Source organism: Arthrobacter sp. zg-Y1116 (assembly GCF_024385485.1).
Lineage (GTDB): Bacteria > Actinomycetota > Actinomycetes > Actinomycetales > Micrococcaceae > Arthrobacter_B.
Genome location: NZ_JANFLR010000002.1, coordinates 612093 through 637988, shown reverse-complemented (window position 1 = coordinate 637988; position 25896 = coordinate 612093). Strand labels below are relative to the sequence as shown.

General features: G+C 66.3%; 21 protein-coding genes. 16 read left to right on the top strand and 5 right to left on the bottom strand.

Features of this window, described 5'->3' with window-relative positions:
* The first annotated feature begins 81 nt into the window (after window positions 1–81).
* From leuS to holA, 6 genes are all read left to right on the top strand, one after another.
* The gene (gene leuS / locus NNX34_RS09680) at window positions 82–2583 is read left to right on the top strand and encodes a leucine--tRNA ligase (protein WP_370647266.1); all 2502 of its coding nucleotides are present in this window, start codon (window positions 82–84) and stop codon (window positions 2581–2583) included.
* Window positions 2584–2595: 12 nt separating this feature from the next.
* Window positions 2596–3732, top strand: a complete 1137-nt coding sequence (locus NNX34_RS09675; RefSeq protein ID WP_255766295.1) for a DegV family protein — start codon at window positions 2596–2598, stop codon at window positions 3730–3732.
* Between the two features lie 63 nt (window positions 3733–3795).
* Window positions 3796–4464: a hypothetical protein gene (locus tag NNX34_RS09670; protein WP_255766294.1), complete on the top strand. Its 669-nt coding sequence runs from the start codon at window positions 3796–3798 to the stop codon at window positions 4462–4464.
* A 633-nt stretch (window positions 4465–5097) separates the two neighbouring features.
* Window positions 5098–5556 carry a helix-hairpin-helix domain-containing protein gene (locus NNX34_RS16135; RefSeq protein ID WP_255766293.1) on the top strand — a complete coding sequence of 153 codons (459 nt, stop codon included), beginning with the start codon at window positions 5098–5100 and terminating at the stop codon, window positions 5554–5556.
* A gap of 472 nt (window positions 5557–6028) precedes the next feature.
* Complete coding sequence (locus NNX34_RS09660) at window positions 6029–8422, top strand: ComEC/Rec2 family competence protein (RefSeq protein WP_255766292.1); 2394 nt, start codon at window positions 6029–6031, stop codon at window positions 8420–8422.
* 213 nt (window positions 8423–8635) lie between these two features.
* A complete protein-coding gene (gene holA, locus NNX34_RS09655) occupies window positions 8636–9673 on the top strand; it encodes a DNA polymerase III subunit delta (protein WP_255766291.1) in 1038 nt (345 codons plus the stop codon).
* Between the two features lie 232 nt (window positions 9674–9905).
* Here the strand turns inward: holA and rpsT are convergent, their stop codons facing one another.
* Both rpsT and NNX34_RS09645 read right to left on the bottom strand, forming a co-directional pair.
* Window positions 9906–10166, bottom strand: coding sequence for a 30S ribosomal protein S20 (gene rpsT / locus NNX34_RS09650; RefSeq protein ID WP_146361896.1), 261 nt, complete (start codon window positions 10164–10166; stop codon window positions 9906–9908).
* Window positions 10167–10340: 174 nt separating this feature from the next.
* The gene (locus NNX34_RS09645; protein ID WP_255766290.1) at window positions 10341–11015 is read right to left on the bottom strand and encodes a type II toxin-antitoxin system PemK/MazF family toxin; all 675 of its coding nucleotides are present in this window, start codon (window positions 11013–11015) and stop codon (window positions 10341–10343) included.
* A gap of 174 nt (window positions 11016–11189) precedes the next feature.
* Between NNX34_RS09645 and lepA the strand changes: the two genes are divergently transcribed.
* Together lepA and hemW are read left to right on the top strand one after the other, a co-directional pair.
* On the top strand, window positions 11190–13043 hold the full coding sequence (gene lepA / locus NNX34_RS09640) for a translation elongation factor 4 (protein WP_255766289.1): 1854 nt from the start codon (window positions 11190–11192) through the stop codon (window positions 13041–13043).
* Window positions 13040–14272, top strand: a complete 1233-nt coding sequence (hemW, locus tag NNX34_RS09635; protein WP_255766288.1) for a radical SAM family heme chaperone HemW — start codon at window positions 13040–13042, stop codon at window positions 14270–14272. The genes lepA and hemW overlap by 4 nt, the downstream gene beginning before the upstream one ends.
* 62 nt (window positions 14273–14334) lie before the next feature.
* Here hemW and NNX34_RS09630 read toward each other — a convergent pair whose 3' ends face one another.
* Window positions 14335–14763, bottom strand: a complete 429-nt coding sequence (locus tag NNX34_RS09630) for a DUF4870 domain-containing protein (protein ID WP_255766287.1) — start codon at window positions 14761–14763, stop codon at window positions 14335–14337.
* 117 nt (window positions 14764–14880) lie between these two features.
* Window positions 14881–15729 carry a DUF3097 family protein gene (locus NNX34_RS09625; protein ID WP_255766286.1) on the bottom strand — a complete coding sequence of 283 codons (849 nt, stop codon included), beginning with the start codon at window positions 15727–15729 and terminating at the stop codon, window positions 14881–14883.
* A gap of 231 nt (window positions 15730–15960) precedes the next feature.
* On the opposite strand from NNX34_RS09625, the gene hrcA reads away from it, so the two are divergent.
* From hrcA to NNX34_RS09610, 3 genes are all read left to right on the top strand, one after another.
* Window positions 15961–16974: a heat-inducible transcriptional repressor HrcA gene (hrcA, locus tag NNX34_RS09620; RefSeq protein WP_255766285.1), complete on the top strand. Its 1014-nt coding sequence runs from the start codon at window positions 15961–15963 to the stop codon at window positions 16972–16974.
* Between the two features lie 105 nt (window positions 16975–17079).
* On the top strand, window positions 17080–18219 hold the full coding sequence (dnaJ, locus tag NNX34_RS09615) for a molecular chaperone DnaJ (protein WP_229951825.1): 1140 nt from the start codon (window positions 17080–17082) through the stop codon (window positions 18217–18219).
* 1 nt (window position 18220) lies between these two features.
* A complete protein-coding gene (locus NNX34_RS09610; RefSeq protein WP_255766284.1) occupies window positions 18221–18988 on the top strand; it encodes a 16S rRNA (uracil(1498)-N(3))-methyltransferase in 768 nt (255 codons plus the stop codon).
* Between the two features lie 13 nt (window positions 18989–19001).
* On the opposite strand, the gene NNX34_RS09605 is transcribed toward NNX34_RS09610, so the two are convergent.
* Window positions 19002–19973 (bottom strand): GerMN domain-containing protein, encoded by a 972-nt coding sequence (locus NNX34_RS09605; protein WP_255766283.1) that lies wholly within the window; start codon window positions 19971–19973, stop codon window positions 19002–19004.
* 358 nt (window positions 19974–20331) lie between these two features.
* Here NNX34_RS09605 and NNX34_RS09600 point away from each other — a divergent pair, with 358 nt between their 5' ends.
* The 5 genes from NNX34_RS09600 to NNX34_RS09580 all read left to right on the top strand — a co-directional run bounded on the left by NNX34_RS09600 (window position 20332) and on the right by NNX34_RS09580 (window position 25733).
* The gene (locus NNX34_RS09600) at window positions 20332–21408 is read left to right on the top strand and encodes a PhoH family protein (RefSeq protein ID WP_255766282.1); all 1077 of its coding nucleotides are present in this window, start codon (window positions 20332–20334) and stop codon (window positions 21406–21408) included.
* Window positions 21405–21881, top strand: a complete 477-nt coding sequence (gene ybeY, locus NNX34_RS09595) for an rRNA maturation RNase YbeY (protein WP_255766281.1) — start codon at window positions 21405–21407, stop codon at window positions 21879–21881. The genes NNX34_RS09600 and ybeY overlap by 4 nt, the downstream gene beginning before the upstream one ends.
* Before the next feature lie 20 nt (window positions 21882–21901).
* Window positions 21902–23206: a hemolysin family protein gene (locus NNX34_RS09590; protein WP_370647029.1), complete on the top strand. Its 1305-nt coding sequence runs from the start codon at window positions 21902–21904 to the stop codon at window positions 23204–23206.
* Window positions 23199–24128: a GTPase Era gene (gene era, locus NNX34_RS09585; RefSeq protein WP_255766279.1), complete on the top strand. Its 930-nt coding sequence runs from the start codon at window positions 23199–23201 to the stop codon at window positions 24126–24128. Before NNX34_RS09590 ends, era begins: the two co-directional genes overlap by 8 nt.
* A gap of 90 nt (window positions 24129–24218) precedes the next feature.
* Window positions 24219–25733 (top strand): LCP family protein, encoded by a 1515-nt coding sequence (locus NNX34_RS09580; RefSeq protein WP_255766278.1) that lies wholly within the window; start codon window positions 24219–24221, stop codon window positions 25731–25733.
* Window positions 25734–25896 lie beyond the last annotated feature (163 nt).

Genomic DNA, 25896 nt, shown 5'->3' with positions numbered 1-25896 from the left:
GGAGGACCTAAAAATTTATCGGGCCGGATTTACCGACGGCCCGCAGCGCGGATCGATTTTCTTTGAGGACAGAGGCGAAGCATAGTGAGCACGCAGTCACAGACTGATCAGCAGGAAGAGGCCGTCTACAGTTTCGCGGCCATCGAGCAGAAATGGCCGAAGGTCTGGGATGACCTCGGTGTTTTCACCCCTGCCGACGACGGCTCGCGCGAACGACGCTATGTACTGGACATGTTCCCGTACCCCTCCGGCGACCTGCACATGGGCCACGCCGAAGCGTTCGCGATGGGCGACGTCGTCGCCCGTTACTGGCGCCAGCGCGGGTATGACGTGCTGCACCCGATCGGCTGGGACTCCTTCGGCCTGCCCGCGGAAAACGCGGCCATCAAGAACAACGCGCACCCCAGCGACTGGACCTACCGCAACATCGAGACGCAGGCGGAGTCCTTCAAGCGCTACGCCATCAGCGTTGACTGGTCCCGCCGGATCCACACCTCGGACCCCGAGTACTACCGCTGGACCCAGTGGCTGTTCACCCGGTTCTACGAGCGCGGCCTGGCCTACCGGAAGAACTCCCCGGTCAACTGGTGCCCCAAGGACCAGACCGTGCTGGCCAACGAACAGGTGGTCAACGGTGCCTGCGAACGCTGCGGAACCCAGGTGACCAAGAAGTCGCTGAACCAGTGGTACTTCAAGATCACCGACTACGCCGACCGCCTGCTCGATGACATGGAACAGCTCAAGGGCCACTGGCCCGAGCGTGTCCTGGCCATGCAGAAAAACTGGATCGGCCGCTCCGAGGGCGCGCACGTCCGGTTCAACATCGAGGCCGACGGCGGCAAGCCCGCCGAGCAGGTCACCGTGTTCACCACCCGCCCGGACACCCTGGCCGGCGCCACCTTCTTCGTTGTCGCCGCGGACGCCCCGCTGGCGCTGGACCTGGTGACGGACGAAAACCGGAACGCCCTGCTGGACTACCGCGAATCGGTGAAGGCACTCTCGGACATCGAGCGCCAGTCCACCGAACGCGTCAAGACCGGCGTCTTCACCGGCCGGTACGCCGTGAACCCGCTGAACGGCGAGAAGCTGCCCGTCTGGGCCGCCGACTACGTGCTGGCGGACTACGGCACCGGCGCCATCATGGCCGTCCCGGCGCACGACCAGCGTGACCTGGACTTCGCCAAGACCTTCGACCTGCCCGTCAAGGCTGTGCTGGACACCGGTGAAGAGGATCCCGCCGTCAGCGGTGTGGCCACCACCGGCGAAGGCACCTTGATCAACTCCGGCGCCCTGGACGGCCTGCCCAAGGCCGAAGCCATTCCGGCCGCCGTCCGGATGCTCGAGGAACAGGGCACCGGCGAGAAGTTCGTGAACTTCCGCCTGCGCGACTGGCTGCTGTCCCGCCAGCGCTTCTGGGGTACCCCCATCCCGATCATCCACTGCGACAACTGCGGCGAGGTTCCGGTCCCCGATGACCAGCTGCCGGTCACGCTGCCCACCGGGCTGCGCGGCGAGGCACTGGCTCCGAAGGGCACCTCTCCGCTGGCCTCCGCAGAGGAATGGGTCAACGTGGCCTGCCCGAAGTGCGACGGTCCCGCCCGGCGCGATACCGACACCATGGACACGTTCGTGGATTCGTCCTGGTACTTCATGCGCTTCGTGTCCCCGCACTTCACGGACGGACCGTTCGATCCCGAAGCAGCGAAGAACTGGATGCCGGTCGGGCAGTACGTGGGCGGCGTCGAGCACGCGATCCTGCACCTGCTCTATGCGCGTTTCTTCACCAAGGTGGTCCACGACATGGGCCTGCTGGAAGCCAGCGAGCCGTTCAGCTCGCTGCTGAACCAGGGGCAGGTGCTCAACGGCGGCAAGGCCATGTCCAAGTCGCTGGGCAACGGCGTGGACCTGGGCCAGCAGCTGGACAAGTACGGTGTGGACGCGGTGCGCCTGACCATGATCTTCGCTTCCCCGCCGGAAGACGACGTCGACTGGGCGGATGTGTCGCCGTCGGGCTCCGCCAAGTTCCTGGCCCGCGCGTGGCGCCTGGGACAGGACATCACCAGCGAACCCGGCGTGGACTACTCGGCCGGGGACCGGAAGCTGCGCGCGCTCACGCACCGGACCGTCGCCGATGCCACCGAGCTGCTGGAGAACAACAAGTTCAACGTAGTGGTCGCCAAGCTGATGGAACTGGTCAACGCGACCCGCAAGGCCATCGACTCCGGCGCCGGCGCCGCTGACCCGGCAGTACGCGAGGCGGCGGAAGCCGTCGCCGTCATCCTGAGCCTCTTCGCGCCGTACACGGCCGAGGATCTCTGGAACCTGCTGGGCCGCGAAGCCTCCGTCGTAAACGCCGGCTGGCCCGTGGTCGATGAAACCCTGCTGGTGCAGGACACGGTCACCGCCGTTGTCCAGGTGCAGGGCAAGGTCCGCGACCGGCTCGAGGTCGCCGCGGACATCAGCGAGGAGGACCTGCGGGAGGCCGCCTTGGCATCCGACGCAGTGCAGCGGTTCCTGGACGGACGCAGCATCCGTACGGTGATCGTCCGGGCGCCGAAGCTCGTCAACATCGTCCCGGCCTAGGCCCGGACAACCATGGACTGGCTCGAACGGCTCGCATCGCGGGCCAGGGGACGGCAGCGGGAAACCGCGGCCGTCCCCGGGCCGTCCGTGGGAGTGGTGACCGATTCGGCGTCGGCACTGCCGGCTGGCTGGGCGGACGCGGCCAACGCCGCTGATTTTGTCCGGGTGGTTCCCATGCCCGTGATGATCGGGGACCAGATCTACGGCGAAGGATCTGCGGACCTGATTCCGGCCCTTGCCCTGGCGATGGCACAGGGCCATGAAGTGCGGACCTCCCGGCCGGCGCCGGGGCAGTTCGAAGCGGCCTACCGCGAGCTGGCTGCCGCCGGGTGCACCTCCATAATTTCCATCCATCTCTCCGGTCAGCTCTCAGGCACGGTGGACTCCGCCCGGCTGGCCGCCCGGACCGCCGAAATTCCGGTGGAGGTCATCGACAGTGCGACGGCGGCCATGGGCCTCGGTTTTGCCGTGGCGGCCGCGACGGAGAGCGCCCGGTCCGGTTCCTCCGCGGCGGAGGTCGCGGCATGCGCCCGTTCGGTAGCGGTCGATGCAACCATCCTCTTTTACGTCCCCAGCCTGGACCAGCTGCGCCGGGGCGGACGGATTGGTGCAGCTGCCGGCTGGCTGGGCACCCTGCTTGCCGTGAAGCCGATCCTGGTGGTCCGCGACGGCATGGTCCTTCCGCTGGAACGGGTGAGGACCGCGCCCAAAGCCCTGGCACGGCTGGCCGAACTCGTGCAGCAGGACATTGCCGGGCGAAACGGGAAAGTCCGCGCCGCGGTGCACCACTTCGGTAACGCCGCTGAAGCCGAACGGCTGGCCGGGATCATCGGCGCCGCCGCGCCCGAGGTGGAGTTCCTCCTCTGCCCGCTGCCCGCCGTCCTGGCCGCGCATGCGGGGCTGGGGGTGCTGGCCGTGGCGGTTGCCGGAGACGGGAGTGATGGAGGCCGGAGTGATCCTGCCGGACAGGACACGGGACCTGCCGGTACCCGTGTGCCGACGGAGGGGACCGCCGCGGAAGATGAAGGCTGCCGCATGGACAACGACAACGCAGCCGGGAAACCGGCCGCCAAAGGTCCGGCATCCCGGACCAGGTCCGCCGGACTCAAAGCCAGGGGCAATAAGACTTCCGGCGGCGCCAAGAATTAGCCCCCGCAATTGCGGCCGGTACGTGAAAACCGGGTGCTATAGTGAGCGGAAAATTTGCCCCTATTGAAAGCGATTACCGCTATGGCACCGTTTGGATTCGGCAAGAACAATGAAACTGCTCCGGCCGCTCCGGCTGTAGACCTTGGAAAGAAAGCCGGTGCTATTTCCCTTGAAAAGGGGAACCGGGTCACCATTGAAAAAACACCGGTAGTCACGGCCCGCTGCGAATGGTCGTCCAACACCGACTATGACCTTTACGCACTGGTCATCCTCAAGGATGGAACAGAGCTGGTTTGTTCCACATTCGGCTCCGAGGCCCAGCCGGTTCCCACGCCGGAACTGCTCGGGGGTGCCGTCCGTCATCTTGGCGATGTTGGTCGCGGGCAGAACGGCAAGGCGCAGGAAACCATTGAAATCAAGCTGACCGACGAGATTGAAGCCGTCGTTCCGATTGCTTACTCAGCCCAGTCCAACGGTATGGGCTCTTTCCGTAAGTACGGGGTTTCCCTGGGGATCGACAACGGTTCGGGAACCAGCGTAACTATCGATTCGGCGAACGCTTCCAAGCGCATGAGTGTGTTCACTGTTGCCATCGGAGTTATTCGCAATACCGCCGAAGGGGTTGTCGTTGAGTCGCTGGAGACTTATTCAAAGTCACTGAGTGAATTCCGTCCGGCCTGGCAGAATGGCCAGGTTGTTATGGACGCAGGCTCCAAGAACATCTTCAAGTAAATCCGAAACCGGATTGATGCAGGCGCCGAGAGGTTCTGTTTCATCCGGACCGGATCCGGGAGGCCTTGAAGTCCTGGATCGTCAGCGGAGCGGGGAACGGTGGGGAACCGCAAAGGTTCAGGAGTGGCCGCGGGAAATGGACGGCCGCTTGTCTCGTCCTCAACAATGCCGTCTCTGAGCGGCGGCTGGCCTTGGTCCGTCCACCGGCCTCAACACCGTGGAACCCCGGCGGGTGGCGATAGCTAGTTTTGTCCCATGGCACAGCATCGTTGGGATACCTCGGACGTCCATGTCCCTGAACTGGAGGGGGTGGAGCCGTCGGGCGATTCTCACCCCGAAAGTAGGCGCCGGTGGGCATTCTCCCTGCCGGCAGCGGTCTTGGCGGTGTGCCTGTTGCTGGGCAGCGGTGCGGCGATCGTACTGTTCCGGGACCGAGGTCCCGTTCCGGTGGCCAGCATCGATCTGTCCCCACCTGCCGCCGACCCGTCATCTGCCTTGGATCCGTCAGCGCCCGCTGAAGGCAGCGGCAGCCCGCCGGGCACTTCGTCTCCTGCATCCGCGACCCCGGCGCCTTCGGCTGTGCCGTCAGATCCGGGGGAGCCCGGCGGGGGCCCGGCAACCACGGTGGTTCACGTGGCTGGAGCCGTACAGCGCCCGGGGGTCGTCCGATTGGCGCCGGGCAGCCGGATTGTTGACGCCGTTGAAGCCGCCGGTGGAACGGCAGCCGATGCGGACCTCGCCGGCGTGAATCTCGCGGCCCTGGTGGAGGACGGCGCGATGGTGCTTGTTCCGAGGATCGGGGAGAACCCGCCGCGCACTGCCGGCACAGGAGGACCTGCGGCGGATGGCAGCGCATCCCGTGCGGCTGGTTCCGGAGCACGGGCTGAAGACGGCGCTTCGGGCAGCGTCAACCTGAACACGGCAGACTCGACCCGGCTTCAAACCCTGCCGAGGGTCGGGCCGGTGCTGGCCGAGCGGATCATCGCGTGGCGGACCGAGCACGGCAGGTTCAGCCGGCCCGAAGATCTTGACGCCGTTCCCGGGATCGGGGAAGCGATGATGGCTGCGTTGCTCCCACTGGTCACCGTCTAGCAGTTGACCAATGTCCAGCCGGGAAACGAGCAGGTGGTCACGGTACGTCGCGTCGGCGTTGGATCCGGACGCGCAGCCCTCGGGTCCGCAGGTCACCGGCAGCCAGGCAGCAGGTGACGGGGAGCCGGACGCGGGGCGCGGCGCGGCCGTCGGCGGCCCGTGGGAGAGGTGCCGGGCCGGAATCGGCAGGGCACGGGAAGCCTGGGACAACCGGGAAGCTGCGTCCGCTGACGTGCCTCCGCCGCTCCGTGAACTGCGGCTCCTGCCTGCGGCAGCAACGGTATGGGCCGCAGCCTTTGCCGCGGTCCGGTTACCGCCGCCGGCGGGATGGGCTGTGGCAGGCTCGGCCGCTGTTTTGGCGGTCCTTCTGGTCCTGGCAGCATCACGCGGGCAGGTCCGGGATCTACGGGGAGGAAGCACCCGCCCGGCAACATCCCGGAGGACGCCGCACCGCGGCCGCAGAAGCAGACCCGTGCACACCGGTGCCGCGGCGATCCTGCGAGGTGCCGCTGTCCCGGCCGCGGCGGCAGCACTGGTCTGTGCCGGCGCAACGGCCAGCTTGGCGGCACGCACCGGCGGACCTATCTCCGGGCTCATTGCCGAAGAATCCGCCATCACTGCAGAACTGCGGGCCGCATCGGATGCACGGCCTGCGGCGGCGGACCGGTTTTCGGGAAAGCCGCGTTACCTCATTGACGCCGTGGCGGAATCAGGCACTGCGGACGGCCAGCGGTTCGGCACTTCGGCGACGCTCCTGGTTGTCGGAGGAGAGGATTATGCCCCCATCAGGTTGGGGGACCGGTTCAGCAGTGCCGGCTCCCTGCAGCCTCTTCCGGCAGGAGACCGGAACCTTGCCCTCCTGCGGGCTGCCGTTCCGCCCGAGGTCACGCCTGCCGGCGGCTGGTACGCAGCGACGGCAGGACTCCGCGGAGCTTTTGTCCGGGTGGCTGAAGACCGCGGTGCGGACGTGGAGGGGCTGCTTCCGGGCATGGTGCTCGGTGACCGGGGCGGCCTCGATCCGGGCCTGGAGCAGGCGATGAAGAATACCGGCCTGACCCATCTGACGGCTGTCTCCGGCGCCAACTGCAGCTATCTGCTGGCATTCATCTTCCTGAGCGCCCGGGCGCTGCGGATGCCGCGGGCCCCGGCGGTGCTGCTGGCCTTGACCGGGCTGACGGCGTTCGTGCTCCTGGTAAGGCCGGATCCCAGTGTGCTGCGCGCAGCGGTTATGGGCGGACTGGGTACCCTCGCCGTGCTCTCCGGACGCGGACGTCTTTCGGCAGCATTGCTCTTCCTGTCGATCTCCGTACTGCTGTGCATTGATCCCTGGTTGTGCGGAAGCTACGCGTTCATCCTGTCAGTCTGCGCGACGCTGGGTCTTATTGTCTTGGGACCGCATCTGGTGCGGGTGCTGTCGATGCGCCTGCCCCGCTGGTTGGCAGCGGCCCTGGCCATACCCGTCGCAGCGCAGCTGTTTTGCTCCCCGGTCCTGGTGCTCCTGCAACCACAGTTGCCGGTCTATTCGGTTCCTGCGAATCTGGTGGCTGCGCCCGTTGTTCCTGCCGTGACGATTGCCGGGATGCTTGCCGTCGCGCTGGTGGGTGCAGCTCCGGCGCTGGCGACGCCGCCGCTCCTGCTTGCGTCCGCCGGAGCCTGGTGGGTGGCTAAAACTGCCCGGCTCTTTGAGTCCGTTCCCGGTGCGTTGGCGGCCTGGCCGGAGGGCAGCCTTGGCGTGGTGCTCATGAGCGTGTGCGCGGGTACGGCCGTAGTTGGCATCCTGTATCTCCCACGGCGCGCAGGCGGCGGGATATTCCCGTCACGGGCGGAACGGGCGGAACGGGCGGAACGGGCGGAACGGGCGAACGCAAAGGACGGGGAGGACGAAGCGAACCAGGGGGACAGGCGCACCGGGTCCCGGCGTCGGGGTTCAGGAACCAACCGGCAGGCAGGCTTCGCAGGGTGGCCCAGCCCCCGCCGGCGCTGGGTAGCGGCAGGTGCAGCCGCTTCGCTGGTCCTGCCGGCCGGTGCGGTCCTTGCTGTCCGTGCGCTGCAGGGAGAACGGGGCGAGGAGGATGAGTGGATGGTGGCCGCCTGCGACGTCGGGCAGGGGGACGGGTTCGCGATCCGTGCGGGTCCGGACAGTGCGGTGGTGATCGATGCCGGCGGAGAGCCCGACCCCATGGATGCCTGCCTTGATCGGCTGGGGGTGCGGACCGTTGAGTTCCTCGTGTTCACTCATGCCCACCTGGACCATTACGGCGGTGCTGCCGGAGTGCTTTCCGGACGGTCCGTGCTGCAGGTGGGCTACTCGTCGGCGGATCGGGAACTGCCGGAGAATCTGACCGGGGTGTTGGCCGGAACGGCAGCACCCCGGACACGCCTGGCCCAGGGGATGGCGGGAACGGCCGGCCTCGTGCACTGGGAAGTCCTCTGGCCGCCGGCATCGGGCAGTGCGGTGCCCGTGGCTGGAGACGGGGAGGAGAACAATGCCAGTGCCGTCCTGCTGGTGACTGTCGGGGATCCGGGGCAGGGGGAGCGGCCGCTGCGGATACTGTTCACCGGTGATGCCGAGGAGGAGGCCGCTGCAACGATTCTCGCAACACAGGCCAATCTTCGTGCCGGCGTCGACGTGCTGAAAGTGGCCCACCATGGGGCACGCAACGGCGGTGACGGCTGGTTCCGCGCAGTCCGACCGTCCCTGGCATTGATTTCCGTTGGTGCCGATAACGAGTACGGGCACCCGGCACCGGAAATCCTGGCGCAGCTCCGGTCTGCCGGCACCGGGGTGGCGCGGACGGACCAGCACGGCACAGTAGTGGTGGTCCGCGAAGGCAACGGTCTTGAGGTCCAGAGCCTGCCGCCGTAGATCCGATAGATCCCGTAGGTCCGGTAGGTCCCGCTGAGGATCGGCAGTCGAGGGCCGCCGCAGGCCGGAAAATACGGCCGCCGCCGGACGGAAAATTGGCCGCCGACCGGTACCGTGGCAATCTTGGAGGGAGGATATCCGCGGTGCGGATACCTTTCGATCCTTCGCCCCGGCAGGCCGGAAGGCCGCCACACAATCCCAGGAGCACCAGCTGTGAATCCGGCAGTCCCTTCCAAACGCAGCTCCAGCAGTAAGTCCTCCGCGAGCAAGTCCTCAGCGACGGTCTCCTGGCGCGAGGTCGAACCCGCACCGGTGGTCCTGCTGGCGGGCCCGGAGGACTATCTGGCCTCCCGGGCCCGGGACCGGCTGCGCGGGCTGCTCCGGGAGAAGCAGCCCGACACGGAGCTGGTGCACTTCGACGCCTCCACCTACGCCTCCGGGGAACTCACACTGCAGTCGAGCCCCTCGCTGTTCGGCGAGGCCAAACTTATCGAGGCCGTGAATCTCGCGTCGATGAACGAGGATTTCCTCACCGAAACGCTGGCCTATTTGAAGGATCCGTCCCCGGACGCCGTACTGGTGCTGCACCACGCGGGCGGCAACCGCGGCAAGAAGCTGCTGGATGCGGTTAAGGCTGCCGGAGCCCCCGTCGTGGAGTGCCAGCCCTTCAAGAAGGATGCGGAGAAGCTGGACTTCGTCACTTCGGAGTTCCGCACTGCCCGTCGCAGGATCGACCCGGGCGCGGCCCGCGCGCTGGTAAACGCCGTCGGGTCGAGCCTCTCCGAGCTTGCAGCATCCTGCCAACAGCTGATCAGTGATTCCACCGGCGAGGTCACCGAGGAACTGGTGGAGCGCTATTACGGTGGCCGGGTCGAGGCCACGGCCTTTAAAGTCGCCGACGCCGCCCTGGCCGGCCGCGCTGCGCAGGCACTGTCCATGCTCCGGCACGCGCTGGATACCGGCGTGGATCCGGTGCCGCTGGTCGGCGCCCTGGCCATGAAAGTCCGGGCCGTAGCCCGGGTGGCCAACCTGCGTGGCTCCTCTGCCTCGATGGCCAAGGAACTGTCCATGGCGCCGTGGCAGGTGGACCAGGCTCGACGGGATGCCCAGCGGTTTACCTCGGAGTCCCTGATCGAAGCTGTCCAGGCCCTCGCCGAAGCGGATGCACAGGTCAAGGGCGCCGGACGCGATCCGGTGTACGCCGTGGAACGGGCCGTCACCGTCATAGCCCTGGCAGCCTCCGGGCGCTAGGAGCAGTTAGCCAGCCAACACGCGCCGGCCCGGCGATGTCCGCCGGCGGTGTCCGCTGGCGGGCACGCAGCCGACACGCACCCCGCATCCTTAGCTGCCCACTGGCCCGCCGACACGCACCCGCACGGCTGTCCGAAACAGTCGAGAACAGTCCGGAAGCCGGCTTAAAACAAAGCGTGGCCGGTCCCGAAGGACCGGCCACGCTGAGTAAGTCTGCAATGCTGGCTGCTGGTTAGAGCGCGCTGACCTTCTTGGAGATGGCCGACTTGCGGTTGGCAGCGTTGTTCTTGTGGATTACGCCCTTGCTGACGGCCTTGTCCAGCTTGCGGCTGGCGGTCTTCAGCGCTTCGGCTGCTGCGTCCTTGTCGCTGGCCTTGACTGCGGCATCAACCTTGCTGATGACGGTCTTCAGCTCGGACTTCACCGAGTTGTTACGCTGACGCGCCTTCTCGTTGGTGAGGATGCGCTTCTTCTGGGACTTAATATTGGCCACTTATAAACTCTCTTTGTATTGCGGACTTGGTCGGTGAGGGTATTTCAGCCCAGACATTGACTGAGCGGCGTGGGGATACCGTAATGGCGTCTGAACCAAAGTGCCCGTCGACCTGCGCGGACACACAGCAATAAATGTTAGCAGAGTTTGGGCTCCGGTAACTAAAGTGCCGGTTCAGCGTGCCGGGCGCATCACGGCCAGCCGACGCGCAACTGTCTGGAACACGTTCCTATCCATGATTGCACCTTCCCGGCGCACGCTGCCCGGTTCGAGCCGGAGGACGCGGTCCAGCTTCACCTCACTGGGACGACCCTTGCTGTCCCACGGGCCGGTGCCGACGTCGAGGTAGCGAGGGTCGGACCCGCTGCTGTTGTTCCGGTCCCGGCTGGTCATCATGAGGCCCAGCAACAGGCCGCCGCTTCGCCCGATCAGCAGGACCGGACGGTCCTTGCCCTGGCTGGGGTCATCTTCGTACGGGACCCAGGCCCACACCACTTCGCCGGGATCGGGATCGCCGTCCGGCTGCGGGGCGTAGACCGGGGTCACAGGACCGGCGTAGTCGCCGGCGTAACCCGAAGGGGCTGCTGCCGGAGCGGTCCGCGCGGATGACGACGGCGACGACGGCGACTGCCGGGCAGCCGGGGTGTGCGGGGGAGTGGCCTTGGTCCCGGGGGAGGGCGACGGCGTCCGCCTGGTCTCCGGCGTCCGGCGTCTGTCCGGCGTTCGGGGACGGGCCGAACGGCCGGTTCCGCGGCTGCTTTCGGCAGGGCCGGCAGAGGAGGAAGCGGAGCGCAGCAGGCGCAGGGCCGAGCGGGCAAAGGAGGCAAAGGCGCGGGCATTAAAGGGCATGGCACTACGTTATGCTCCCGGCCACGAAACCTCAGGTGCGTCCGGTTCCTGCTGCGGCAGGCAAACGTGGGAGACTGTTAACTCGATAGAACACCCACCAGACCGCCAGGACCAAGGACACCCGCGCACCGCGCCGCGTCCGGCTTGTCCCGGAACAGTAAAGGAACCGCCACAGTGTCACCCATGGCCCGCTTCTCGCCGGTGCCTGCCGCGACGGATCCGGCGATCATCAGAAACTTCTGCATCATCGCCCACATCGACCACGGCAAGTCCACCTTGGCCGACCGCATGCTCCAGTCCACCGGAGTGGTTGAGCACCGGAACATGAAGGCCCAGTACCTGGACCGGATGGATATCGAGCGTGAGCGCGGCATCACCATCAAGTCCCAGGCCGTACGCATGCCGTGGGAACTGGACGGGCAGTCTTACGCCCTGAACATGATCGACACACCGGGCCACGTGGACTTCACCTACGAAGTCTCCCGTTCCCTGGCTGCCTGCGAAGGAGCAGTGCTGCTGGTGGACGCCGCCCAGGGTATCGAGGCGCAGACGCTGGCGAACCTTTACCTGGCGATGGAAAACGACCTGACCATCATTCCGGTCCTGAACAAGATCGACCTCCCGGCGGCGCAGCCGGAGAAGTACGCCGAGGAACTGGCGAAGCTGATCGGCGGCGATCCGGAGGACGTGCTGAGGGTCTCCGGCAAGACCGGTGTTGGCGTTGAAGCCCTGTTGGATCAGATTGTCCGCGAGATTCCGGCACCGGTGGGCGACCCCGACGCTCCCGCCCGTGCCATGATCTTCGACTCCGTGTATGACACCTACCGCGGCGTCGTCACCTATGTCCGCGTGATCGACGGGTCGCTGTCCCCGCGTGAACGCATCCAGATGATGTCCACCCGGGCCAGCCATGAGCTCCTCGAAATCGGTGTGAGCTCGCCGGAACCCACCCCGTCCAAGGGCCTGGGCGTGGGTGAGGTGGGGTACCTCATCACCGGCGTGAAGGATGTACGGCTGTCCAAGGTGGGCGACACCGTCACCAACCTGGCCAAGCCGGCCGAGAAGTCACTCGAGGGCTACGCCGATCCCAAACCCATGGTGTTCTCCGGGCTGTACCCCATCGACGGCGCCGACTACCCGGTGCTCCGCGAAGCGCTGGAAAAGCTGATGCTCAACGATGCCGCGCTGGTGTACGAACCCGAGACGTCCGCGGCGCTGGGCTTCGGCTTCCGGGTGGGCTTCCTGGGCCTGCTGCACCTGGAAATCACCCGTGAACGGCTCGAGCGCGAATACAACCTGGACCTGATCTCCACTGCCCCCAACGTGGAGTACGAGGTGACGCTCGAGGACAAAAAGGTGGTCACCGTGACCAACCCCAGCGAGTACCCCGAAGGCAAGATCAAAGAGGTCCGCGAGCCGATGGTCTCGGCCACGATCCTGGCGCCGAACGAATTTGTCGGCGCCATCATGGAGCTGTGCCAGTCCCGCCGCGGCGTCCTGGGCGGCATGGACTATCTCTCCGAGGACCGGGTGGAAATCCGGTACCGCCTGCCGCTGGCCGAAATCGTTTTCGACTTCTTCGACATCCTCAAGTCCAAGACCCGCGGCTACGCCTCCCTGGACTGGAAGGCCGACGGCGAACAGGTCGCCGACCTGGTCAAGGTGGACATCCTGCTCCAGGGCGAACAGGTTGACGCCTTCAGCTCCATCACGCACAAGGACAAGGCCTACGCCTACGGCGTCATGATGACCGGCAAGCTGCGTGAGCTGATCCCGCGGCAGCAGTTCGAGGTGCCCATCCAGGCAGCCATCGGCTCCCGCATCATCGCCCGCGAATCCATCCGCGCCATCCGCAAGGACGTGCTTGCCAAGTGCTACGGCGGCGACATCAGCCGTAAGCGCAAGCTGCTGGAAAAGCAGAAGGAAGGCAAGAAGCGCATGAAGATGGTGGGCCGCGTGGAAGTTCCCCAGGAAGCCTTCGTGGCTGCGCTTTCCTCCGACGAGTCCAAGGACAAATCCAAGAAGTGACACCCAGTGCACTGCCCCTCGGAGACCCGGCACCGGCCGACGGCCTCCTCCCCGCACAGGCCGCGGACGGAGCAGCGGAGCGGAACTTCGGACTGTACGTCCACATTCCGTTCTGCTCCGTCCGCTGCGGCTACTGCGATTTCAACACGTATACGGCCACCGAGCTGGGCGGCGGTGCGTCGCAGGCTGCCTACGGCGGCACGGCGGCCCGCGAGGTGGTCTTTGCCGCCGACGCCCTGCGGCGTTCGGGCCTGCCGGAGCGCCGGATGGGCACCGTCTTCTTCGGCGGCGGCACTCCCACGCTGCTCCCGGCGGAGGACCTCGCGCTGATCCTCCGCACCGCCGTCGACCAGTGGGGCCTGGCGCCCGGCGCCGAAGTCACCACCGAAGCGAACCCGGACTCCGTCACGCCGCAGTCCCTGCAGCTGCTTGCCGACGCCGGCTTCACCCGGGTTTCCTTCGGCATGCAGTCCGCCGTGCCGCACGTGCTGGCAGTGCTGGACCGCACGCACACGCCGTCGAGGGTTCCGCAGGCCGTGCAGTGGGCGCGCGACGCCGGCCTGCACGTGAGCGTGGACCTCATCTATGGAACTCCCGGGGAGTCCATGGCCGACTGGAAGCACTCGCTCGAAGAGGCACTGAGCTACGAGCCTGACCATATCTCCGCCTACGCGCTCATCATCGAGGAGGGGACCAAGCTCGCCGCCCGGATGCGCCGCGGCGAGGTCCCGCCCATCGACGACGACGACCACGCCGACAAATACGTGCTGGCGGATGAAATGATGACCGCCGCCGGACTGAACTGGTACGAGGTCAGCAACTGGGCGCGGACCCCCGAGGACCAGTGCCGGCACAACCTGGCCTACTGGCGCAGTGATGACTGGTGGGGCGTCGGCCCGGGTGCCCATTCACACGCCGGCGGCGTGCGCTGGTGGAATGCCAAGCATCCCACCGCCTATGCCCAGCGGATCGGCGCGGGGGAGTCGCCCGCCGTCGGACGCGAGACCCTGGACGCCGATACCCGGTACATGGAAGACGTTATGCTGCGGACCCGGCTCGCTGAAGGCCTGGCACTGGACCGGCTGCGTGAGCCCGGCAGGCTGGCCGTGGCGGGACTCATGGCCGACGGCCTTGTGGATCCGCGCGCTGCGCTGACGGGCAAGGTGATCCTCACGCCGCGGGGCCGGCTGCTGGCCGACGCAGTGGTCCGGCGGCTGCTGCCGGACTGAGTTCCCCGGCGGCGGTCCCGCCCGGCGGCGGTCCCGCCCGGCGGCGGTCCCGCCCTGCGGCGCTACTTGATGCGGCGCAGGTTGAGCGGGTAGCGGTACGGCCGGCCGCGGTTGCACTCGATGCCCGCGATCACCGAGGACACAGCCACGTAGACCCAGATCATGGCATTGAGCACGGCGAAGAAGCCGCCGATCTCGGGAATGAAGGACAACGCCCAGACGGTCAGGGCAGCAATGCTGGGCGGAAGCGTGAAGTTCAGGGCTTCCTTGGATTCCTGGGCAGTGAACGGACCGCGGTCGCGGAACACCAGGTAGATGATCAGTGACGGAACAAAAGCGAGGATGCCGCCGAAGTGCGCCAGAGTTGCCCACTGCCGGTCTTCGGACGCGGTCAGCGGCAGTGCGTTGGCCGGAGCCCCCTGGTAAACAGGACGCTGCGCTCCGCCGTGTTCTTCCGGTCGGGGGCGGTGGTTCTGGCGTGTGTTGGACACGGCGTATTTTCCTTTTGGCTCACGGTGACACAGGGTCGGTCCACTACTACGTATTCCTCAAGAGTACTGGCTCGCACGCTTCCTCACGGAAAGGAATGAGGCAGTGCGATGCGCGTCTCACCCGGGAACGGTCAGGAAATCGATGACTTCCTCCACTCGTCCGAGCAGTGACGGTTCCAGATCCGCATAGCTGTTCACCTGCCCCAGCAGCTTCTTCCAGCCCATTGCGACGTCGATATGGTCGCGGTGCGGCCAGCCCAGTCCCTGCAGGATGCCGGTTTTCCAGTCCAGGTGACGGGGGACCACGGGCCAGGCGGTACGCCCGATCACGGACGGCTTGATGGCCTGCCAGACGTCCACGTACGGATGCCCGACAATCAAGACATTGCCCGGCGCGCCGGGGGAGGTCATCGCCTCGGCGGCAATGCGCGATTCCTTGGAGCCCGGAACCAGGTGATCCACCAGGATGCCCAGCCTGCGTCCGGGGCCCGGGGCAAACTCCCGGACCGCGGAGTACAGGTCGTCGACGCCGTGGAGGGGCTCGACGACGATTCCCTCCACCCGCAGGTCATCGCCCCAGACCTTCTCCACCAGTTCGGCGTCGTGCTTGCCCTCCACCCAGATGCGGCTGGCCCGGGCGGTGCGGGCGCGCTGGTTGGCGACGCGGACCGAGCCGGACGCCGTCCGGGCCGGACCTGCCTTGGCCGCCGCCGCAGCCGCGGGCACAACTTCCACCGGCTCGCCCTCGAGCAGGAAGCCGAAGCCCAGTTCGAAGGATTTCTTTTTCCCGCGCCGGTCTTCCAGCACCATCAGGTGCAGTCCGCCGGATTTCTCCACGCGCACCACCGCACCAACCCAGCCCGAGGCAACGTCCTCAAGGACCAGGCCGGGTTCGGCGCCGACTTTGCGCAGGACGGTCCGGGCCGGCGCGGTGATGTCCTGCGGACCCCAGGAAAAGCTGGACACGGAAGTTGCCTCACTTACGGTTCTGATCGGGCGGAAACCGCAGCAGGCCGCGGGTTCCTCAATGCTAGCAACGCTGCCGATCCGTACTAGACTTGGCACTTGAACACTGTGAGTGCTAAACGTCCGGTGCTCTGCCCATAGGTCGCCCACAGATCACCGCGCAGGGCACCACGCAAGTAAGAATGCCGAGCAACCGCCGAGCACACCGCCGATCAACAGGGAGGGAAATCCATGAGTGAGCCACGCCGACTCGAGGTCCTCCGCGCCATTGTTGAGGACTACGTCCATTCGCGGGAGCCCGTGGGATCCAAGGCACTTGTGGAACGGCATCACCTGGGTGTTTCCTCGGCCACCATCCGCAATGACATGGCCGCCCTTGAGGAAGAGGGGCTGATCACCGCCCCGCACACGTCCGCCGGGCGCATCCCCACCGACAAGGGCTACCGCCTGTTCGTCGACCGGATTTCCGACGTCAAGCCGCTCTCCGCTCCCGAACGCCGCGCCATCCAGTCGCTGCTGGAAGAAGCCGACGACCTCGACGATGTGATGGACCGTACCGTCAGGCTGCTGTCGCAGCTGACCAACCAGGTGGCCGTGGTGCAGTACCCGCATCTGGGCAATGCCAAGGTCCGGCACATTGAATTTGTCCTGCTGGCTCCGGCGCAGGTGCTGGTAGTGCTCATCTCGACCACGGGGCGGGTGGAGCAGCGCGTCATTACCGTTCCGCAGCCGGTGACGGAGCCGGACCTGGGCGACCTGCGCCAGCACTTCCTGTCCGCGTTGGCAGGCACGCCGCTGAGCAGCATCACGAGCCAGCTGGCCAATGCCCTTGCCACGGTGCCGGCCGAACGCAGGCGCGTGGGCAACTCCCTGGGGCACTGCCTGGAGCAGCTGGCCGGCATCAACCGCGAGGACCGCATGGTGATGGCAGGGACAGCCAACCTGGCCCGCTCCACTGTAGACTTCCCGCTGACTATCGGTCCCGTGCTCGAAGCGCTCGAGGAGCAAGTGGTGATGCTGCGGCTGCTGTCGGAGATGGAACAGGATGCCCGCGGCGTTGCCGTCCGGATCGGCCGGGAGAATCCGTACGGCGGATTGTCGGAAGCCTCGGTGGTGGCTACGGGATACGGTCCCGACGCCACCGCGAAGGTCGGCATTCTCGGTCCCACGCGGATGGACTATCCCACCACCATGGCAGCGGTGCGAGCCGTGGCCAGGTACCTGTCCCGAATACTGAACAACTAACGCGGTCCCCAGCAGTTACGGACCCGCCTGCCGGGGAACCGGCGGGAACCCAACCTCCGTCTTCAAAGTTTGAAGGCACGCAATACAGGAAAGCGATGTGCACGAGTGAGCGATCACTACCAGGTTCTGGGTGTCGGACGAGACGCCACCGGTGAAGAAATCAAGAAGGCGTACCGGAAGCTAGCCCGCAAGCTGCACCCGGACGTCAACAATGCTCCGGGCGCCTCGGACGAGTTCAAAGCCGTATCGCACGCCTACGAGGTTCTTTCCGATCCGGAAAAACGGCGGATCTACGACACCACGGGCAACGAGAACGGCAACGACAACGGCTTCGGAGGCGGCGGTTTCGGCGCCCAGGGGTTCGGTTTCCAGGACATCTTCGACACCTTCTTCGGCGGCGGCGCCCCGGGCGGAGGACGCGGACCGGCCTCACGCAGCCGCCGCGGACAGGACGCCCTGATCAACGTCCGGATCGACCTCAAGGATGCCGTCTTCGGCACCAACAAGAAGATCGACGTCGACACTGCAGTCGTCTGCCCCACCTGCGACGGTTCCTGCTGCCAGCCCGGCACGTCTCCGCGCACCTGCGACATCTGCCACGGCACCGGTCAGGTCCAGCGGGCGGTCCGCTCGATCCTGGGCCAGGTCATGACCTCGGCACCCTGCGGCACCTGCAACGGCTTCGGCACCGTCATCCCCGACCCCTGCCACGAGTGCTCCGGCGAGGGCCGCGTCCGCAACCGGCGTACCCTGACCATCAAGATCCCGGCCGGCGTCGCCACCGGTACCCGGATCCAGCTCGGCGGGCAGGGTGAAGCCGGGATGGCCGGCGGTCCCGCCGGCGATCTCTACGTGGAGATCCGCGTCAACAATGACCCGACGTTCCTCCGTGACGGCGACGACCTGCACGCCACACTCACCATCCCCATGACTGCCGCAGCGCTGGGAACCACCGTTGCACTGGAGACCTTCGACGGCGAACGCGAAATCACCGTCAAGCCCGGCACGCAGTCCGGCGAGGTGTCCGTCCTCAACGACCTGGGCGTCACGCACCTTCGCGGCCACGGCCGCGGCGATCTCCGGGTGCACCTGCATGTGGAGACCCCGCAGAAGCTGGACTCAGAGCAGGAGGAACTGCTCCGCCGCCTCGCCAAGCTGCGCGGCGAGGAATACAGCGAGGGAAAGCTCAACAGTTCAGGCAACGGCGTTTTCGCCAAGCTGCGGGACCGTCTGGGCAACCTCTGAGATGACCAACCCGATTTTCTTCGGTGACCCGGCGCAGGTGGCGGCGGCCGGGCCCGGAGACATCTTCCGTCTCGAAGGCCCGGAAGCTCGGCACGCTGTATCTGTGAAGCGCCTCGGAGCCGGTGAAAGCGTGGACGTGGTCGACGGCGCCGGCCGCCGGCTCACCGGCACGGTAACGGAAACCGGTGCGTCGCTTCTGGAACTGCGGGTGTCAGGTGTCATCGACGAACCGGTCGAGCCCGAACGGTTCTTCCTGGTCCAGGCGCTGGCCAAGGGGGACCGGGACGAGCAGGCAGTGGAAGCTGCGACCGAGCTGGGTGTGGACACGGTGATCCCGTGGCAATCCGACCGCAGCATTGTCCGGTGGCGCGCCGAGAAGGCGGTTAAGGGACAGGCCAAATGGCAGGCCCTGACCTTTGCCGCTGCCAAGCAGTCCCGCCGTTCCCGCATCCCTGCGGTGGAGCCCGCGCTGGACAGCCGTGCCCTGCCGGCCAGGCTGGCGGAACTTGACCTCGTCCTTGTCCTCCATGAGGAGGCCGACGTGCCGCTGGCGGATGCGGTGCGTGACCTTGGCAGGCGCGGTCCGGACGAGGCCTCCGCCTCCATAGCGGTAGTCGTGGGTCCGGAAGGCGGCATCAGCCCCGCCGAGCTGGAAGCGCTGCGCGGGGCCGGAGCGGTCGCCGTCCGGCTCGGACCGCATGTGCTGCGTTCCTCCACTGCAGGTCCGGCAGCGCTGGCCGTGCTGAATTCGCTGCTCGGCCGCTGGTAGGAAGCCTGCCGGGCTAGCCCTCCGGATCCTCCCGGGACGCAGAGACCGTAATGCGCTTGGAATCCCCGGCGGTTTCCTGCCCGCTGTAGAAGACCCGGAGGCTGTATTCGCCCGGGGCGAGGGAAGCTGTGAAGCTGAATTCGCCCGTCTTGCCGGGCGCCTTGTCCAGTTGCACGCTGCCGGAAGCCGCAGCCCCGGCCGACGGCCTGCCGTCCACTATGGGTTCGGCCCGCCAGAGCAGTTCAACCGTCTGCGCCACCGCAGTCCCGCTGACCTCGACCTCGGTGCCCCGGATCTGGGATTCCTGCGGATCAATCACCCAGATCGGTGCCACCAGCGCGGGATCCCTGTGCAGCGGCTCCTCCAGGGTCACATGGCCGAACGCGCGGTACCCCTCCTTGCCGTCCACCAGGATCGCCACACTGCTTTCCTGCCCTACGGTGGTCAACCCCGCGTTGGCTGCTGCTGCCGTGGCGGTGTAGACCAGCTGCTGCACTGCACGGTGGGCCATGCCCGAGTCGAGGGAGCCCTTGAACGCGTCCGAGGAGATGTCCACGGTAATGACGTTCTTGCTGGAAATGGATGCGGTGACGCTGTCCGCCGCGTGCCAGGGAGTGAAGTAGTCCTGGTCCAGCGGTTGGGCCGCCGTCATGGCCTGGACTGCCTCGCCGATGGGATCACCGGTGTTGTCCGAGGAGAGGAACTCACGGTAAAGACTGACCGTCGAGTCGTTCCGTCCCAGCCAGTACACCGGCATGAGCGTTCCGGCGGAACTGGCCTCCGCCGGCGGGGAGACCGTCATCGGAGCAGCAGCGGAGGCCCCTGAGCCGTCGAAGGACGACGGCATCGTGATGGTGGGATTCTCGGCTAAGACGCCGCATCCACCCAGCCCCAGCGCAGCCGCGGCCAACAGGGAACCGGCCAGGAAATACCGCTGGCGAAGCCCTCGGAGACAGGACGTTGCGTCGTTGGATCCGGCGTCCATCTATCCTCCTCTGGGGTAACTCGAAAACGTACGTCTTCAACCTTTGCACATGCTTTGGGGCCTTCCCGTGCCGTGGACGGGCCAGCGCCCGGACTGAAACACGATTGAGACATCACCGTTGCGGGGCCGAGACAAAAACCCGATGCCGGTCGGTTCGCCGGGGAGCACATCAAGTAAGATTTAGGTAGCGTGCGGTGCGCGGCGCGTCGTCCGGGACCCGCGGAAATAATCGTCTGTACCAGGGCGTTTACTTTGCCGGGACGGATGGCCGGACCGGCCGTCACCACCGTAAAAAGTTCGAAGAACTTTAAAACCAGACTCTATAAGGGGCGATGAAAGGCCTGAAAGGGCCGTCTATATGACCGAATCTTCAACGGAAATCGGCACCATTCGGCTGGACAACCAGACAATAGTCTTTGACTCGACGGAACACATGGTCCAGTCTTTGGGTGCCAATGACGAGGCGCTCAGGATCATTGAGACGGCAAATCCCGAGGTAAGCCTGATGGTGCGCGGCAACGAACTGTCCGTGTCCGGCCCCGCGGCAGAGGTGGAACAGACCGTACGCCTGGTCAACGAAGTCCGTGTACTGGCCCGCCACCAGACCCGCGTCACGCCGCAGGTTCTCGAACAGCTGATCAGCATGCTCAAGGACCAGAGCACCCACCGCCCGGCCGATGTCCTGACGCAGAACATCCTCTCCACCCGGGGAAAGACCATTCGGCCCAAGACCCTGAACCAAAAGAACTACGTGGATGCGATTGACCGCAACACGGTGGTTTTCGGCATCGGTCCTGCGGGCACCGGCAAGACGTACCTGGCGATGGCCAAGGCAGTGCAGGCCCTGCAGCAAAAAGAGGTCAACCGGATCATCCTCACCCGTCCGGCAGTGGAAGCGGGGGAGCGGCTCGGCTTCCTTCCGGGGACGCTGAGCGACAAGATCGACCCGTACCTGCGGCCGCTCTACGACGCCCTGCACGACATGATGGACCCCGAATCGATTCCCCGCCTGATGGCGGCCGGCACCATCGAGGTGGCGCCCCTGGCCTACATGCGCGGCCGGACTCTCAATGACGCGTTCATCATCCTCGATGAAGCCCAGAACACCACGCCCGAGCAGATGAAGATGTTCCTTACCCGTCTCGGCTTCGGCTCGAAGATGGTCGTCACCGGCGACGTTACCCAAGTGGACCTGCCCGGCGGCACCGCCTCCGGCCTGCGGATTGTCCACGACATCCTGGGCGGCATCGACGACGTCGCATTCTCGGAACTGCAGGCAGTGGACGTTGTCCGGCACCGCCTGGTCAGTGACATTGTCACGGCCTACAGCGAATGGGACGAGGTCCGGCGCTCCGGCGCAGCCCGCGCCGAGGGCGGCCGGTCCAACGGCAGCGGCCATGCCAACGCCGGACGCAACCGGGAGGCCCGCGCATGAGCATCGAAGTGAACAACGAATCCAGTGCACCGGCTGTCGATGAAGAGGAACTCGCCCGGCTGGGCAGGTACCTCCTGGACAGCCTGTACGTCCATCCGGAGGCAGACCTGTCCATCATCCTCGTGGATGAGGACGCCATAGAAAAGCTGCACATCGAATGGATGGATCTGCCGGGTCCCACAGATGTGCTGTCCTTCCCGATGGATGAACTGCGCCCCGGAACCGCCGGCCGGATCACCCCCGCCGGGGTCCTTGGCGACATTGTGCTGTGCCCGCAGGTGGCGGCCCTGCAGGCCGCCGACGCCGGCCACAGCACCGGTGAGGAGCTGCTGCTCCTGACCACCCACGGCGTCCTCCACCTGCTGGGCTACGACCACGCCGAGCCGGAAGAGGAGAAGGAGATGTTCGGTCTCCAGCGCCGCCTCCTTTCCGCTTACCTGGGTAAACAGGCACCCAAGGAGACCCGAAGTTGAGTATTGGTGTCCTCGTCGTCATGGCCATGGCTTTCATGGTCCTGGCGGGCCTGCTCACCGCCGCGGAGTCGGCCTACGGCTACCTGCCCCGGCAGGACGCCGAAGCGCTGCTCCACGGCAAGGCAGGAGCCCCGCTGCGCCGCATCCTGGCGCACCCGGTGGCACACATGCACGCGCTGCGGTTCTGGCGCGTGTGGTTCGAAATGGCCATGGCGGTGTCCGTGGCGACGCTCTTCCAGCTGCTGCTGGATAATATCTGGCTGGCGGGACTGCTTGCCACGGTGACCATGGCTGCCGTCGGTTTTGTCCTCGTGGGCGTCTCTCCGCGGCAGATCGGGCGCAAGCACGTCACGGCCGTCGTTGTGCTCACGGCCGGACTGGTCCGCGTGCTGCGGACCGTCCTGGGGCCGATCCCCGGATGGCTCGTCCGCCTCGGCACCGCCGTCGCCCCCGGCACCCAGGGGCCCGATGCCGCGTTCTTCACGGAAGAGGAATTCCGCGAGCTGCTGGACCGCGCGTCCGACGCGGACATGATCGAGGATACCGAGGCGGAACTGATCCACTCCGTCTTCGAACTCGGCGACACCAAAGTCCGGTCCGTCATGGTCCCGCGCACGGACATGGTCTGCATCGAAGCCGGCAGCACCCTGCGCCAGGCCATGTCCCTGTTCCTGCGCTCGGGCTATTCCCGCGTCCCGGTGATCGAGGACAGCGCCGACCACCTGGTGGGCATCCTCTACCTGAAGGACGTCGCCGCGCAGATGCACAGTGACCCGGAGCGCGCCTCGGTGCAGAAGGTCGAAGATTACGCCCGAAGCGTCCGCTACGTTCCCGAGTCCAAGGCCGTAAGCGAACTGCTGCAGGAACTGCAGCGTGAATCAACGCACGTGGCGATCGTGATCGACGAATACGGCGGAACGGCGGGATTGGTTACGCTGGAGGACCTGATCGAAGAAATCGTCGGGGAAATCGTGGACGAGTACGACTCGGAGCGCCCCGACATCGAAGGCCTCGGCAACGGCCGCTACCGGGTCAGCTCCAAGACCGGGATCGACGACCTTGGTGAGTTGTTCGGCGTCGAACTGGAGGATGATGAAGTGGACACGGTGGGCGGCCTCCTGGCCAAGGCCCTGGGCCGCGTCCCGATTGTCGGCAGCGAGGTAGTGGTCGAAGGCATCGCCCTGCACGCCGAACGGCTGGAGGGCCGGCGCAACCGCGTTTCGCATGTGCTGGCCTGGAACACCGAAAACGAAGAAATCAGCGATGAGGGCAGAAACCCTGCTCCGCGCACCCGCTCTACAGAATTGGTACCCCGTAATGACTGAACCGCAGTTCCGCGCAGGATTCGTTTCCCTGGTGGGCCGGCCCAACGCCGGAAAGTCCACCCTGACCAATGCGCTGGTCGGTTCCAAGGTGGCCATCACTTCCGCCAAGCCGCAGACCACCCGGCACACCATCCGCGGCATCGTCCACCGCGAGGACTCCCAGGTGATCCTCGTGGACACCCCGGGCCTGCACCGGCCGCGGACCCTGCTGGGCAAGCGGCTGAACGAGCTGGTGGCGGATACTTTGGCCGAGGTTGACGCCGTTGGTTTCTGCCTGCCCGCCAACGAGGCAGTGGGCCCCGGCGACCGCTACATCGCTGCGCAGCTGGCGGCCCTGAAGCGGACACCCGTGATTGCCCTGGTTACCAAGACGGATCTGGTGGACCGCGCCGCGCTGGCCAAGCAGCTGATGTCCGTCACCGCACTGGGCAATGAAGTGCTGGGCGAGGCAGGATGGGCCGACGTCGTGCCCGTTTCGGCAGCTGACGGCTTCCAGGTCGATACCGTGGCGAAGGTCCTGGCGGGGCACATGCCCGCGTCCCCGCCCCTGTACCCGGACGGCGAACTGACCGACGAGCCCGAAGCCGTGATGGTGGCCGAACTGGTCCGCGAAGCAGCCCTTGAAGGCGTCCGCGACGAGCTGCCGCACTCCCTTGCCGTGGTAGTGGACGAGATTGTGCCGCGCGAGGGACGCAGCGAAGACAACCAGCTGCTGGATGTCCGGGTCAACCTCTACGTGGAGCGTTCTTCGCAGAAGGCCATTATTATCGGCCGCGGCGGGTCCCGGCTGCGCGACGTCGGAACCACTGCGCGACGCGGCATCGAGGCGTTGCTGGGCACTAAGGTGTACCTTGACCTGCACGTTAAAATCGCCAAGGACTGGCAGCGGGATCCCAAGCAGCTGGTGAAGCTCGGTTTCTAGTCCGGAGCGGCCGGCTCCCGTATCCACAGGAGCTGGCCGTACACTTTGAAGCATTCGTTTGAGCACATTGATTCATGAAGGGGACCGGCTATGTCATCTCGCCGTGCCGCAACGGGCGGCGGCCCCTTGGGAAAACCGACTGCAGGTAAGGGTTCAGCGGAACCGGGCGGGAGGCACCTCTCGAGCGGAGCCGCCGCAGGCCATCCGCTGCTGAAAGGCATCGCCGCGGCGCTGGCCCTGGTTCTGGTCGGCGGGGTGGTCTTCGGTGCCGTCCAGCTGCTGAGGCTGAGGGGCAACTTCGATACCCAGCCCCTGAACCTCGGGTCGAACGACACCCAGGTGGAGCAGGTGGACGCCAACACCGATCCCATGCAGATCCTGGTGCTCGGTACCGACCAGCGGGACGGGCAGGACTCGAACAACTCCGACGTAATGATGCTGGTGAACCTCACGGCGGACCGCTCGAACGTCACCGTGGTCAGTTTCCCCCGGGACCTCCTGGTCCCGCTGCCGGAATGCGAGGATCCCGCGTCCGGCGCGGTGTATGACGCCATGGACCTGGGCCAGCTGAACGGTGCCCTGGGCAACGGCGGACCCGGCTGCACCGTTGCTGCTATCAACGAGGTCACCGGCCTGTCGATCGACCACTTCATGATGGCCGACTTCGATGCGGTGAAGGAACTGTCGAACACCCTCGGCGGCGTGGAAGTCTGCGTCAACCAGCCCGTTGACGACCCGCTCTCCGGCCTGAACCTGCCGGCCGGAGTGAGCAGCGTCCAGGGCGAGCAGGCCCTCGCCTTCCTCCGGACCCGGCACGGGTTCGGCAATGGCGGCGACGAAGGCCGCATCCGCGCCCAGCAAAGCTTCCTGGCCTCCATGGTGCGGAAGGTCAAGGAGGAGGGAACGCTGAACAACCTGCCCAAGCTCTATTCGATTGCGGAAACCGTCACGAAGAACCTCACCGTGGACGAAGAGCTTGCGAACATCCCCGACCTGGTCTCCCTGGCAACCCGCCTCAAAGACGTTGACCTCGGGAACGTTGCCTTCGTGACGGCTCCCGTAGTGCCGTACGAATACGACACCAACCGGCTGGTCCTCGACGAAGCCAAGGCCCAGCCGCTCTTCGATGCACTGGTCTCCGACCAGGGCATCAGTGCGGGCGAAACCCCGTCCCCGGCGGCCACTGATACGGCTGAAGCGGGCACCCCCGCGACGGCGGAACCTGCCGCGCCGGCCGTGGACCCCGCTGCGGTTCCGGTGACGCTCGTCAACGCTTCGGGCACCGCCGGCCGCGACGCCGCGGTCCTTGGGTACCTCACTTCCAAGGGGTTCACCCAGGCACTTGCCGGCGGCGCAGCCGAGTCCGAGAGCCCGGCCACCCAGATCTTCTACGGCTACGGATATGAAGAGATGGCCCTGGAAGTGGCCCGGACACTGAACATTCCGGGCGTGCAGGTGGTACTCAGCACCGCCTACACCGGAGTGTCGGTGGAGATCGGCGCGGACTTCGCCAGCGGCTCCACCATGGGGGACCTGGGCGATCTGGGTGACCTGGACGGGCAAACCGCGGCCCAGGTTACGTGCCAGACGGCGTTTGGGAACTAGCCGTTCGGCAAACGGGATCGGCTGCATGTTAGTCTGGTCACGTGCACGCAGAGATCCTCCTCCTTAGCTGCCGCGGCGAGGCCACACAAGCACCTGCTTAGGCCGCCCCTCGCTGCGGAGTCTGTGTTGCCCGGCCACTCTTTCTGATGATCGACTAGAAAAG

Bases quoted from the DNA above. Each gene is read 5' to 3' on its own strand.
- hrcA (WP_255766285.1), top strand. From the start codon at position 15,961: ATGAGTGAGCCACGCCGACTCGAGGTCCTCCGCGCCATTGTTGAGGAC.
- NNX34_RS09645 (WP_255766290.1), bottom strand. From the start codon at position 11,015: ATGCCCTTTAATGCCCGCGCCTTTGCCTCCTTTGCCCGCTCGGCCCTG.
- ybeY (WP_255766281.1), top strand. From the start codon at position 21,405: ATGAGCATCGAAGTGAACAACGAATCCAGTGCACCGGCTGTCGATGAA.
- NNX34_RS09610 (WP_255766284.1), top strand. From the start codon at position 18,221: ATGACCAACCCGATTTTCTTCGGTGACCCGGCGCAGGTGGCGGCGGCC.
- NNX34_RS09580 (WP_255766278.1), top strand. From the start codon at position 24,219: ATGTCATCTCGCCGTGCCGCAACGGGCGGCGGCCCCTTGGGAAAACCG.
- NNX34_RS09590 (WP_370647029.1), top strand. From the start codon at position 21,902: ATGGCCATGGCTTTCATGGTCCTGGCGGGCCTGCTCACCGCCGCGGAG.
- era (WP_255766279.1), top strand. From the start codon at position 23,199: ATGACTGAACCGCAGTTCCGCGCAGGATTCGTTTCCCTGGTGGGCCGG.
- NNX34_RS09600 (WP_255766282.1), top strand. From the start codon at position 20,332: ATGACCGAATCTTCAACGGAAATCGGCACCATTCGGCTGGACAACCAG.
- NNX34_RS09675 (WP_255766295.1), top strand. From the start codon at position 2,596: ATGGACTGGCTCGAACGGCTCGCATCGCGGGCCAGGGGACGGCAGCGG.
- NNX34_RS09605 (WP_255766283.1), bottom strand. From the start codon at position 19,973: ATGGACGCCGGATCCAACGACGCAACGTCCTGTCTCCGAGGGCTTCGC.